General features: G+C 59.7%; 12 protein-coding genes. 8 read left to right on the plus strand and 4 right to left on the minus strand.

The window, feature by feature from the left end:
• The first annotated feature begins 796 nt into the window (after positions 1 to 796).
• From DVO78_RS08445 to DVO78_RS08475, 7 genes are all read left to right on the plus strand, one after another.
• Entirely contained in the window at positions 797 to 3,181 is a 2,385-nt protein-coding gene (locus tag DVO78_RS08445) for an FtsK/SpoIIIE domain-containing protein (protein WP_157983953.1), read from the plus strand.
• Complete coding sequence (locus DVO78_RS08450; RefSeq protein WP_120004381.1) at positions 3,178 to 3,702, plus strand: hypothetical protein; 525 nt, start codon at positions 3,178 to 3,180, stop codon at positions 3,700 to 3,702. The genes DVO78_RS08445 and DVO78_RS08450 overlap by 4 nt, the downstream gene beginning before the upstream one ends.
• A gap of 1 nt (position 3,703) precedes the next feature.
• Positions 3,704 to 4,159 (plus strand): hypothetical protein, encoded by a 456-nt coding sequence (locus tag DVO78_RS08455; protein WP_120004382.1) that lies wholly within the window; start codon positions 3,704 to 3,706, stop codon positions 4,157 to 4,159.
• A gap of 20 nt (positions 4,160 to 4,179) precedes the next feature.
• Positions 4,180 to 5,892, plus strand: coding sequence for a hypothetical protein (locus tag DVO78_RS08460; RefSeq protein ID WP_120004383.1), 1,713 nt, complete (start codon positions 4,180 to 4,182; stop codon positions 5,890 to 5,892).
• A gap of 456 nt (positions 5,893 to 6,348) precedes the next feature.
• Positions 6,349 to 6,948, plus strand: coding sequence for a hypothetical protein (locus DVO78_RS08465; RefSeq protein ID WP_157983954.1), 600 nt, complete (start codon positions 6,349 to 6,351; stop codon positions 6,946 to 6,948).
• A gap of 22 nt (positions 6,949 to 6,970) precedes the next feature.
• Entirely contained in the window at positions 6,971 to 8,533 is a 1,563-nt protein-coding gene (locus DVO78_RS08470) for an AAA family ATPase (RefSeq protein ID WP_120004385.1), read from the plus strand.
• The gene (locus DVO78_RS08475) at positions 8,533 to 9,966 is read left to right on the plus strand and encodes a hypothetical protein (RefSeq protein ID WP_120004386.1); all 1,434 of its coding nucleotides are present in this window, start codon (positions 8,533 to 8,535) and stop codon (positions 9,964 to 9,966) included. Before DVO78_RS08470 ends, DVO78_RS08475 begins: the two co-directional genes overlap by 1 nt.
• Positions 9,967 to 9,988: 22 nt before the next feature.
• Here the strand turns inward: DVO78_RS08475 and DVO78_RS08480 are convergent, their stop codons facing one another.
• From DVO78_RS08480 to DVO78_RS08495, 4 genes are all read right to left on the minus strand, one after another.
• Positions 9,989 to 10,324 carry a hypothetical protein gene (locus tag DVO78_RS08480; protein WP_120004387.1) on the minus strand — a complete coding sequence of 112 codons (336 nt, stop codon included), beginning with the start codon at positions 10,322 to 10,324 and terminating at the stop codon, positions 9,989 to 9,991.
• An 11-nt stretch (positions 10,325 to 10,335) separates the two neighbouring features.
• Positions 10,336 to 10,752, minus strand: coding sequence for a hypothetical protein (locus DVO78_RS17970; RefSeq protein WP_238385208.1), 417 nt, complete (start codon positions 10,750 to 10,752; stop codon positions 10,336 to 10,338).
• A 159-nt stretch (positions 10,753 to 10,911) separates the two neighbouring features.
• Positions 10,912 to 11,265, minus strand: coding sequence for a hypothetical protein (locus tag DVO78_RS08490; protein ID WP_120004389.1), 354 nt, complete (start codon positions 11,263 to 11,265; stop codon positions 10,912 to 10,914).
• Positions 11,262 to 11,522 carry a hypothetical protein gene (locus tag DVO78_RS08495; RefSeq protein WP_120004390.1) on the minus strand — a complete coding sequence of 87 codons (261 nt, stop codon included), beginning with the start codon at positions 11,520 to 11,522 and terminating at the stop codon, positions 11,262 to 11,264. Before DVO78_RS08495 ends, DVO78_RS08490 begins: the two co-directional genes overlap by 4 nt.
• 113 nt (positions 11,523 to 11,635) lie before the next feature.
• Between DVO78_RS08495 and DVO78_RS08500 the strand changes: the two genes are divergently transcribed.
• Positions 11,636 to 11,863 (plus strand): DUF2690 domain-containing protein (locus tag DVO78_RS08500; RefSeq protein ID WP_120004391.1); only part of this gene is annotated, 228 nt, incomplete at its 3' end.

Genomic DNA, 11,863 nt, shown 5'->3' on the forward strand with positions numbered 1-11,863 from the left:
CATGCTCATCGAGGACAACGTGGAGACCCGAATCTGCGGTGTCGCCTACATCACCACCGACGACGAGGACGAGGAGATCGAACTCGCCCCACCCATGTGCATCTGAGCGTGCCACTCCGCGTTCCGGGTTTCCGGCCCGCACGCACCCGAAAAATCAGGAAACCGAAACTCACCGATTGCCGTTCTGAGAGCTTTCGGAAACTATCCATTCACTATTGTTAATCCGTCAGTCGCACTGCGCTGACTCTGTTGAGGGGAGGATCTGATCATGGCCGAGAGACCGCCTGGCCGCCGTGGCCGCCGCGTGTACTCCGGGCCTGGAGCAAGCGGATACGCATCAAACCCGCCACCGGCGGCAATCGCTTCTCACTCGCCTTCACAGCTCCCAACCTCACCTTCCAGCTCAGCTTCAGTAACTCCCGATGCAGCACCCACTCAGTACAACGTCTCCACCGAACATGTGGACCGCGTTGACTCGGAGCTCAGGTCAAAAGCAGAGGCATTGGCGCTCAAAGTACTAGCAATACGCGACAGCGCCGGCCGCCAACGCGAGGTGTCAGATCTTCGCTTCAAGGAGGAGGCGAGGCAAGCGCGGGAACACGCTCAACAGTTACTCCAAGCTGCTACCCAGCGCGCGGCTGAAGATTTCGCCGACCGCGCTTCAGCGTTGGCATCAGACCTCGACGATCTGGTCCAGGAGGCAGCACCGGGACCTTGGAAAGCCGACATAGAAGAACGCTGGGGGAAGCTCCCCCCAGCGGCTGGCGCTGCGTCCCTCATCCGTCGCGGAACCATCATGACAGGACCCGCGCTCTACCCCCTGTTTCACGACACCGGATGGTTTCTCGAAGGATCCGTCGAGAAAACTCTCAACGAGATTCGTGCTGTCCTGCTCCGCACCGTGGCGTCCCTGCCGTTGAAACATCTCTGTATTGACGTCTACGACCCCAGCATCGGCGGAAAGCTCGGTGGTTTCTCTCCACTGCGCAGTGCCCACAGCGCAGCATTCCCGGTCCCCAGGACCTCAGCCTCTCAGTTCAAGAACGTCCTTGAGTCGGTCACTGACACAGCTTCCCGCAACGCAGAGGCGATTGCCACCGCCGGAGCCCGCCACCTTGGCGAGCTGTGGTCTCGGCGCGGAGTCCCTGAAGGCGTCTATCGCCTGCTGGTGGTGCTCAACTACCCCGAAGGAATCGATGCCGAGCTGCAACGGACCCTGGTGCGTCTAGCACGCAGCGGAGGTCCCAACGGGATCACCCTGCTGGTCCAGCACGACTCAACTCGGCAAGCGCAGTCGCAGGAGGTGGCCACCTCTGAACTTTCCCGGTCGTTACGCAAGAGTGGCTACGACTCCATGGGAAATCTGCTCCTGGCTGACTATCCCAATCACATCCCCGTCACACCCGACCTCGCACCTCCAGCCGAATTGCTGGAACAGGTGATCTCTGATGCTGCTGAAGAAGCAGCAAAGGACACTGGACCCATAGTCCCCCTGGAAGAACTCATCACAGAACAGGCCCACGGCACTTGGACAGAAGAGAGCACCACTGCCCTGGGTACCGCTATTGCTCGAATCGGGCACCACCCGGTAAGCATTGAGTTCCGCTCCTCGAATCCTCCCATTGCCAATGCTCTCGTCGGCGGTGCGGTGGGTCAGGGAAAGTCCAATCTGCTGCTCACCATCCTGTACGGACTTGCCAGCAGATACAGTCCCGAAGAACTCGAATTGCACTTGCTCGATTTCAAGCAGGGTCTGGAGTTCCAGCGTTTCGGTCCTGATGCCCAAGGGCTCAACTGGTTGCCACACGCCAAGGTGCTCAGTCTCGAGTCGGACCGCGACTTCGGGCTTGCCGTACTGCGCTATATCAGTGCTGAACTTCAGCGCCGAGCCCGAGTGATGAAGTCCGTAGGGGCGAATGACCTCGCCGGATTCCGCGTCGCCTCAGGTCAGAAGATGCCGCGGCTGCTACTGGTTATCGACGAGTTCCAGGTCCTCTTCGATGGTGAGGACTCGCTGGTGGACGAGGCTGTGTCCCTGCTGGAGAGCATCGCCCGCCAAGGCCGCGCTTATGGTGTGCACCTTCTCCTTTCCTCACAGACCACTGCCGGTGTCGCAGGACTGCGGGTCAAAGGAGAATCGATCTTCTCCCAATTCGCTCTGCGCATCGCGCTGAAGACCACGGCCAATAATTCAGAGGACGTTCTCGGCCAGGGGAATAAGGCCGCTGCCGGGCTGACCTATCGCGGCGAAGTCATCATTAACCGAAACTTCGGGCAGGACCCGGAGGGCTCCAATGTACGGGCGGTCAGCGCCTATGCCGAGCCCGACTACATCGACGAGCTCCAGAAGGAACTGTGGAACAAGGCTCCAGACGGCGAAGCGCCGATGGTTTTCATTCCCACTGACTTTGCCCGGTGGCCCGAGACACTGCCCGCCCCGGACCCGGACGGCACGGTCCGAGGTATTGTCGGGATGCCCTTGCGTGTGGATAAGACGCCCGTTGAACTGGAGCTCACCGAAGATATCGACCAGGCTATAGCCGTGGTCGGTTCAGACCCCAGCATCGCGTTGCCTGTCTTAAGCTCCCTTGTCCGTTCACTGGTCTCCTCGGCCGGAATCCGTCGAATCGTCATTGTCGATCTCTCCGCCAAAACCGCGGAACGGGCCGGCGAACCGTTGTTCGCAGTACTGCGGATGCTTGAAGTGACCGGGGTCACCATCAAGCGATATGGCCGCGTAGAGGCACAGGAAGCCATGCTGAACGAGATCACCTCAGCCTTGGATCAGGAGTCCGGGCCCCAGCTGGTGCTCGGCATAGGTTGGCAGCGCTGGATCGACCTCGACGCCTCTCATCCGTTGAATCCCGAAGACGATCTGGATTTCTCCAGCATCTCGATGCGCGAAGTCCTGGAGAAACTTGCTCAACGAGGTGCCCTGGTCGGCGTGCATCTGCTCGCCTGGTGGTCTACCCTCTCCTCGCTCTCCAATCAGCTCGGATACGACTACCGAGGCGTGCGACACCTCATCACTGCCAAGCTCAATCTAGAAGACTACCGCTCTGTCACGTCACCGACCCAGCCACCGCTGCAAGGCTACCCTCGGGCCGCCCACGTGGACAGATCAGGCGACGCTGGACCTAGCGCCGTTATTCCGTTCCATCTACCAGAGGAGGCACCGTGAGCACGTGGCAACGATACGTCGATCTGATCGATGGAGAGCAAGCACTGACCACACAGCGGGATGCGCGAATTGCTCAAGCCCAACATCAGCACGACGGCGAGATTCGTAAAATCGAACGCACACTCGCCCTCCAGCAGAAAGAGAGCAAACAACTCCACGACAGGATCCAGCGGCTGCAGTCCGAATCCCGGTCTGTGATTCGCCAACTCGGCCTCACACAACCACACACCGGTTCAACCGACCCTGACCAGTTCCTCAGCGACATACCTGAAGCAGTCAAAAGCGCAGAATACGACCTCAAACAGCTACGAAGAGGCTTGCAGAATCTGCAGCTCATGCGTCAGCAACAACTGACAGCGCCGCCGCGGACCATGCTTCCTGCCCCGACTCCGCCGGTCCCGGCACCTCCCTCTGCCACTCCTCAGTCACCGCGCAAAACCGCAAAGCCCCGAACCATCCTGATGGTCGCAGCGGCAGTCGTCGCCGTCCTCCTTGTCGTTCTCTTGCTAGCGGTGATCTGACATGTCTGTTCGACGTCACGTGATCGTTGACGCACAACAGAGCGTCGATGCTCCTCTCACCGGCAACCGGGTCCAGGGTACTGCCGCACGATATGCGGTCAACAACCGGAAATACGTGAGAAGCCAGGATTTGGTTCAAGTGGTCCAGCAGCTGGATGTCTCCAACGACCCGCAGTGGACCCAGGCTGTCATGCAGTGGGTGCGAGACTACTACGACGCCCAAGGCGGGGGCACCATCATTGGCCTGTTCAGCACCTGCTACCTCGGTTCCCCGTATCTGGATCACAAAATGGATCTGCTGGGAAACATCATCGAACATTACCCCTCCCATGAGACACCGCCGCGCCCTTTCAGCTCGGCCCGCACACTGGCCCGCAGTGCCGCCTACGAGTTCATCGAAATCTACGACGACGGCACGGTCACGCCAGTCCGTGCCGACGGCCAACCAGTTCTCTGAGACCTGCACCAGGAGCCACGATGAATCAGATCAATTTCGGACCGATCCTCCGCAAAGTCGAGGAGACCCGGATCATACTGGACCGGCACATCGACGACGTCGAGGTGCAAATCGGCGACGTCAGCTCTGACCTGAGTGACACGCGCAGCGACGTCGCCGAGCTGAAGTCCTTGTTTGAGACCTTCTTAATGCGCAATGAGCGCCAGCGGCTGATCCAACTCGCTGAAACCAAGAAAGCCAGTCTCAAAGATGAGCTGGACCGGAGTTTCGGGCACTACAGCGTGGTGCGGCGGACCTCTGTAGGCATGCTCCAGGCCTTCGACGTGGGCAATGTCCGCAACAATACGGTCCATCAGATCAGCGAGGAGCTGATGATCCAGACCCCCCGTTACTGGTTGGCCCCGGCGCTGGTGGGCCTGGCCGCCTGGTCGAAGGACGACAAGGAATTGGCCGAGAAGTCCGTCGAGGCTGCCTTCGGCCGCGATCCCAAGAAGACCAGCCTCTTCTTTGCCTTGGTTCTGCGCCGTCAGCATCGATTGGGCGAGGCAGCTCGCTGGCTTCGGCATTACTTCCAGTCCTTGGACGCATATCATTTGACCCGAGAATTCGCCATACTCCAAGAAGCCATCGCCCAGGCCGCTTTCGGCCCCGACGGCAAGCAACTGGTGATGGAGAACCTGGAAACGTGGCGGGAGATGCTCTCCATGGAGCCTGAGATCGAGGAGAAGCAGGTTTCCCAGTGGGTGGGCGAAGTCGACACTCACCGCGGGCGCATCAATGATGAGGACTTTCCCAAGCTCAGCCAGATCAGTCCCACCTGGTCTGAGCTCAAGGAGATGCTGGAGAAGGCCTCCGCCCATGAGTTCATTCTGGAGAAATACGTTCAGGTTCGCGATACCAATACCCCGCTGACCGGGTCTTCCGCTGACCGCCTAGACGACTTGTTGGACATCCTGGTCACCGAGTACGACGCCGAGGAGCTCCCGCTGCGCCGCGAAGTGCTCTTCCAGGATTCCATCATCGAGCACGACGGCGACGAAGTACGCGCCCGGGAACAGGCCGACCTCAACACTCAAGCACTAGACGAGACCCTGGATGCACTCTCACTGCAGACCCAGACCGCTTTCCGGCCACATCTGCTGGGTGTGAGCACCAGCTCACAGAAGATTGCGGTAAGCGCATCCCGGGTCTACTTCGAGCGTGGGATTTCCCGCTACACCAAGGAATACCGGGCCAAGGCACCGCACGAGGCAGCACTGGACTTCGATCGATCCCACTCCAACTATGCCTCACAGTACGGGTTCACCCACTGGAGCACTACCACCAGTGTCCCCCAGGAACAGGTCGAAACCGGGCTTCGCGAGCACTGGGACTCAGTGATGCACCGATACATCGAGTCCATGCGATTCACCATCAAACAGGTCATCCTCCATATATTCGTCGCAGTGCTTGCTGTCCTCTTGGGAATCGCACTGTTCAACGCGTGGCAACTGCTGGGACTCCTCGTTCTGATTGGCGGTGCAGTCATCCCTACATATTTAATTCACCAGAAGAAGAAGAACGCGGATGCCGCGGTAGAACAGGCGGAGAAAACCCGGGAGAAGGCAAAAGACGTATCCATACAGCTCTACCGGGAGGCGAGCGCCGAGTGGGTAGACGCCAAGCTCGATTACGACGACGCCGATGCACGCGAAGAAGATGTCCTCGACATGGTGAAAGGCTGGCCCCTCTGATGAATGACAGCGTCCCATCCTCTCCCCCGGTTCCACCTCCACCGATTATGCCTCCGGCAGGCTTGGCTGATGCGGCGGCCCCACCCTCAGTCGCCTCGGGCCCTCCGCCCCCGCCGCCGCCGCTGGCACCATCGTCCCCAGAGAGCGCGGTTCCCGCAGCGCCGCCGGCACCTAACGGCGGCTCTGCTCCCCAACTTCCTCCTGTCTTGCCAGGGACATCGGGCGAGGATTCCACTGTGATCCGCCGGGGGCGACGTCGTCCGATCTCTCCGCCGCTACCCGAGGAGGAAGGTGGAGCTATCGTTTCACGCAACTGGCGGCTGGGGGTCGCCGCGCTGTCAACCTCCGAGTCCGGCATCACTCGGAATCGCAAGATTGCTGGAGAGCTCCCAGCCTGGTGTCCGCTGCCGCCCGGGGAGCTTTCAGTCGTCCGACCTTCGGTGAAAAGCTGAGCCGATGAGCAGCTTGACCGAGTATGAAGCGTGGGTTCGCTCATTAAGAGCCTGGCAACGCGATCCGCTGACTGATATGTCCCAGCTGCCCGCCATCGATGCGGCCAGCTTCCCACCGGCCACCTTCGATCGCTTCCTCAAGCGCCTCAATGAAGCCATCGGGGAGTTCATGCGCCGATGGCAGGACCAGCTGGCTACTTCGCTCGGCAAAGCCTCTGATCTGCACGCAATGGCGCGAGTACTAGTCCACTCCCGGGAGGGTCTGGTGATGCGTCTGCGGTTGGCGCAACATCCGGGGCTGCCTCAACAGATTCGCGAGGCACTCACCGACCAAGCCTCTGCAGAGATTCGTGATCTGCAGCAGCAGCTCGAAAAGGATGCTGCCACTCGTGTTTCACGCATGTCAGGATCCAGCCGTCCGGAACAGGAAAGCGCCCTGAAACTCTTCAGGGACAATGCTCTGACCGCTGTACTCGACCCAGGGTTCTCCCTAGACGGGTCGGTCCAGGACGCTGTCACACGTGCCGCGGAGGCCGTGGAGCACAACCCATCTCAGACTCTGACTGACTTTGTCCCCGCTCGCCGTACCCGACGCTTGCTCTAAGCACTCTGATGAAGGAGACCTCATGCCTGATCTTTCCGGGACCATCGAGCTACTCACGCGGTACACGAAGGCGCGCGTTCCCGTGGTTGTTGTGCGCACTCAGGAACCGTCCCGTGCGTTGGATGCAATCAGGCACGCGGCGGCGGGCCAGCCGAGCATGCCCTACTACGCTCATTCCCCGGCAAAGGGCCTGGGGGATCTGATGAGCGGTCAAGCCATCATCGACGACCGTTCGCTCAATGGCGCCCTAGACTATGCCACTCGGGCCTTCGAACAGCGGAACAATGTCAACGTGGTCCTCTTGGACGTGGATGACCTGGAGCAGGAGTCTTCCACATCTCGGCATCTTGCCGAGGTGGCCCGAGTGGCCGAAGCCAGGGCGGGTAGCCTCACCATCGTGACCGACAAAACCGTCTGGTCAGGCTTGGCCAGGCTGGGGATGACGGTTCAACTGGATCTGCCGAGCTTTGACGAAATCTTCCAGGTGGTCAGTGGGATAGTCGAGGACCACCGGGCGAACCCGCGGTTCGCCATCGATTGGCAGTATGACGAGATGCGCCGCGCCGCAGAAATTCTTCACGGCGTCACAGAGACTGAAGCCCTCAATATTATCGCTTCTCTGTTGGCCAAGGAAACCCTGCTCAATGAGGATCTAGCCGAGCTCTCCAGCTTCAAGGACCAGATTTTTGGCGGAACCGCTGGTATCGAGCGGATCGCGTTGCGCGAGTCAGACGCTGCGGTGGGTGGACTCACCACGTTGCAGGAGTGGCTGGGCAAACGCGAGCAACGGATTAAAGACGACCTGTCAGGAACGAATCTGCGCCCGCCCCGGGGAGTAATGCTGGTTGGGGTACCTGGCTGTGGCAAGTCGCTCTCAGCCAAGGCGATTGCGCAAAAATGGTCGTTGCCGCTCTATCGCTTGGACATGGGCGCAGTCTTCGGCCAGTATGTGGGCCAGTCGGAGTCCCGACTCAGGGAGGCGTTAGATGCGGCTGACCGAGTGGCACCCTGTGTGCTATGGATTGACGAGATAGAGAAAGGCCTGGCAGGAGCTGGCTCAGAATCGACGGGAATCACTACCCGGCTGATCGGACAGTTCCTCTTCTGGCTGCAGGAATCCCGGACAAAGGTGTTCACGGTGGCCACTGCCAATGATGTGCGTTCGCTTCCCCCAGAATTGCTGCGCAAGGGACGTTTCGACGAGATCTTCTTCGTAGACCTCCCTGACGACCATGAACGAGCGGAGATCATCCAGCTATACTTCCAACTCAAAGTGGGCCTGGAGCCGAGTCCACTGCTGCTCGACGAGCTGGTAGGGATCTCCGCAGGCTTCGCTGGTGCGGATCTGGCCGCAACCATCGAGGATGTGGCCTGGGAGCGTAGGGACCGCAACGATCACGGCCCCATCGACGACGAATTGGTAACCGAGGCGTTCCAGAATGTGGTTCCTTTCTCCAAGACCAATCCGGAGGAAGTCGCGTCCATCCGTCAGTGGGGGCTGGAACGGGCCATTCCGGCCAACGGGCGCACCCTTGAGACAGTGGCGAATCCTCTCAACGGAAGTCCCCGCAGGGTGGTGCTTTAATGCAAGGGCAGCATCCTGGAGCCGCCGACGCAACCGGCCAATGGCAGCCCGGGTTCTACGACGGAGACACCTGGCACGGAGGATACCATGATGCACAGGGTCTGTGGCGTCCGGGCTTCTACGATCCGCAGGGCCACTGGCACGAAGGAATCCATGACGCCCAAGGTGTTTGGCAGGCTGGACACTACAGTGCACAGGGAACGTGGGTCCCGAGCACAGCACCGGCTCCCGGACCACCGGTCCCAGGACAACAGTCGCATCCCGCTGAGGATGAACCAGACCGTTCGAAGAGGCGTGCACCGGTATTGATCGTCTCCGCCGCGGCGCTGGCCGCGGTGCTGTTCGGAGTCGGCCTGTGGTGGATTCTCAGCGAACCCCAGCAGGAGGCCGAGGCGTTACCTGCTCCAGAACCGGCGCAGACGCCGGAGCCTGCTGAGCGACCTGCAGAGGACGAAACTCCCGAGGCTGAAGAAGGGGCTAACCAGGAGCCGGCGACTGGACCACGCTCTGTAGACAATGGGTTCTTCCTGTCAGGTTCACAGCTGAGCAGCGTTGAACCTGAGGTCTCGTCGAGCAGCGCCGGGGGCAGCGTCGTCACACCGATGGGCACATTTCGGGTCACCTCACTGGATTCCGTGGAGCATTTCGCCCTCAATGGAGAGTCCTGGGAGTCGTCCCCAGGCGAAGAGCTGCGGCTGATCTCTTGGGAGTTCGAACCCGGCTCTCGGGACGTTGAGCCGTCTCCGGGACTGGCCTATCTCTCAGCAGGCGGCATCGATCATGACCTGGGCGAGCTAAACTATGCCCAAGCCGAGGGAGAGTTCCTCGTTTCGGCAGATGACACGACAACCATTGTGGTGCAGGCACACGGAGTGGACCAGAAGTTCTCGGTGCTAGACGGTGCACGAGTTCCATCCCTGCCGGCAGCGGGGTTCTACCGGGAGGATTGGATGGTCGAGCCTGGGTACATGTTCAACACGTCCAGTGACGACGTATGGATTAATGGAATGTCCACGACCATTGATGCAGATCTTGTACTCAAGGATGTCCAGGTCACTACCTATGAGGACCTCACCAACGAACCGGGACACTGGGCCTCAGCGGGCAACATATGGGTGGTGCTGCATTTCGACCTAGAGTTCCACGGCGATCAGTCACAGTTTGAGTTCCTCAACGGGCGATGGACCGTCTACCTCGACGACCACAAACACAGTCTGCAGTCGAAGACCTACCAGTCCCAGGCAGGTGGCCAATGGGGGTGGCCCAAAGGGTATTTCTTCATGGCCTATGAAGTACCGATGGATGTGGACGTCGTCGAAATCTCCGCAGAGCTAGACGCCAGTTTCGGCCGTTGGGGCGGTACGGGCAACGACCATGTGACGCTCAGCTCTGACTGGCTGACCGTAGATCTTTCGCACGAGCTCTCCGACTGAGATATAGCCCGGTGTGCAAGAGTCAGACAGAACTCTGCCGCAACGCCGCCAATACCATCAGCAGTAAGGCGATACCGTCAGCCTGATCACCCTGCACCAGCCCGACGATCGCCTCTGGATCTGCCCTCTGCACCGCCAATACGGTTTCACGTACGACCTCGGGAGTCAACCCGTTTGGGCCTCCATTCGGGAGATTTCGCAACGCCAGGCTCTCCTCATCAATTCGTTGTACGAGCGCTTCGAAGATCAACGCGTGGTCGTACTCAGCCAGTTTCTCCATAGCGGGATACAGCTCAGCACTTGGGGCTTGCACAAAATCTGCACAAGAGTTCACCAGCTCTCTCATCAACTCACCCATCGTGGTTCCTCTCAGCGCTTTCGGAAAAAGCTGGCAACCGAGGCGCCCGCCGCCCCCGAGTGCTGAAGTTCAATAAGGGCCTGCACCGTTTCAGAAGTAACTTCACTAAGAAGGTGAGGGTCGCCCGGAGCCGCCATACTAACTAACTGTCCTGCGGCAGTCGAGAAAACCCCTGACTGAGCAGCAGCTGGCCATACTGCCTTCGCCAGGCTGATGCCCATTTGCTTATACGATTGTTTCTTCGCTTCAATTTGGCTGGCACGATGTACCATAGCGTTCACCACTGGGGTAGTGATCTCGAGGGTGCCGTTACCTCCCGATCCTCCGTTGGCAAGGGCGTCCGCCCATGACTCACCTTCTGCTTCAATGAGCCTGACTGCGTTCTCCGCAGCGTTAACTGCGTGTGCTGCGGCAGTGATACTGCTCATAAGATTTCCGACCTCGGCACCGTTCCTAGCTGCAGCGTTCACCCGATCTACGGCTCTGCGGAGTTGCTGGGACAGGCTGCCCATATCCTGTGAAACTCGGCCCGACTGTTGAGCCAGTATTCGCAGTTTGTGCGCTACCGTCTGAAGATCCGACACGTCTCAACGCCTTGCCGCTCTGTGCTGAGCCTGCCGGTCAGCGGCTTCACGTCTTCGCAGTTCCTCCGCCTCCGCCTTGGCCCGGATTGCGGCGTGCTTCGCTTGTCCAACAGCCTGATGCGCGGCATCTGAGCCTTTTCTTATGCTCTTGGCAGTTGCACCCACCTGTTGAGCGATCCGTTTGTCCCTTCCTGTGGTGCTGCCTCCTACCAGTGCGTTCAGCTCCCCTGAGATGGGAACAACTTTGTTCTCGTAACTCTTGACGTGTGCGGCAAGGCGTTCAAGCTGGCCGGCCACTGCGTTGAGCTCCTGGGCGGCGCGCTCCAGGCGGCCGGGGTCCTTGTCGGCTGGGCTCAAATCGACCTGCCATAGTTACTCGCAGTCTGTGCTGCCTGCTGGAGCGCCTGAGAGGCGGATTCGACCTGCTTTTGCGCAGCTTGCAGAGCCTGGATGACCTCCTGGTCCTTGCGCTGAGCACTGCCGCCAATGGAGCTCTGCACCTGGCTAATCTGAGTCCCGAACTTAGACTTGAAACTCTCCAAACCTGACGCAACCTGCTTGGTGGAATTAGCGATTCCATCCAGGCTGCTCTTCAGTCGCTGCAGTTCTGACACCGAACGCTCCCCTCATCATGAGCTCATACTTCACTAAGGTTAAGACGCTACTCACCCGAGTCCAACACATCCGTGGAAATCCGGAATTCCTAATTCCGGACTGATGCCCGGAAATGCGTGAGGAACGGCTCGACGGCAGCGTACAGGTGCAGATCCTCTGGTCCAACGAATGCAGCTCAGCCTGGGGCAGGATCACCCGCTGGGATGAGCAGTCCATGGGCAACTCGGTGGGATTCATCATCTATCCACAGACTGAGGGACCGGATTCAGAGAATGCTCAGTCCCGGGATGCTTTCGATGTGCAGTCGGTCTATACGCCCATGCTCATCGAGGACAACGTG

The sequence above is a fragment of the Nesterenkonia muleiensis genome (assembly GCF_003600155.1).
GTDB lineage: Bacteria > Actinomycetota > Actinomycetes > Actinomycetales > Micrococcaceae > Nesterenkonia > Nesterenkonia muleiensis.

Excerpts from the sequence above, each read along its gene's own strand:
- DVO78_RS08445 (WP_157983953.1), top strand. The coding sequence starts at position 797 with ATGACAGGACCCGCGCTCTACCCCCTGTTTCACGACACCGGATGGTTT.
- DVO78_RS08455 (WP_120004382.1), top strand. The coding sequence starts at position 3,704 with ATGTCTGTTCGACGTCACGTGATCGTTGACGCACAACAGAGCGTCGAT.
- DVO78_RS08460 (WP_120004383.1), top strand. The coding sequence starts at position 4,180 with ATGAATCAGATCAATTTCGGACCGATCCTCCGCAAAGTCGAGGAGACC.
- DVO78_RS08465 (WP_157983954.1), top strand. The coding sequence starts at position 6,349 with ATGAGCAGCTTGACCGAGTATGAAGCGTGGGTTCGCTCATTAAGAGCC.
- DVO78_RS08470 (WP_120004385.1), top strand. The coding sequence starts at position 6,971 with ATGCCTGATCTTTCCGGGACCATCGAGCTACTCACGCGGTACACGAAG.
- DVO78_RS08475 (WP_120004386.1), top strand. The coding sequence starts at position 8,533 with ATGCAAGGGCAGCATCCTGGAGCCGCCGACGCAACCGGCCAATGGCAG.
- DVO78_RS08480 (WP_120004387.1), bottom strand. The coding sequence starts at position 10,324 with ATGGGTGAGTTGATGAGAGAGCTGGTGAACTCTTGTGCAGATTTTGTG.
- DVO78_RS17970 (WP_238385208.1), bottom strand. The coding sequence starts at position 10,752 with ATGAGCAGTATCACTGCCGCAGCACACGCAGTTAACGCTGCGGAGAAC.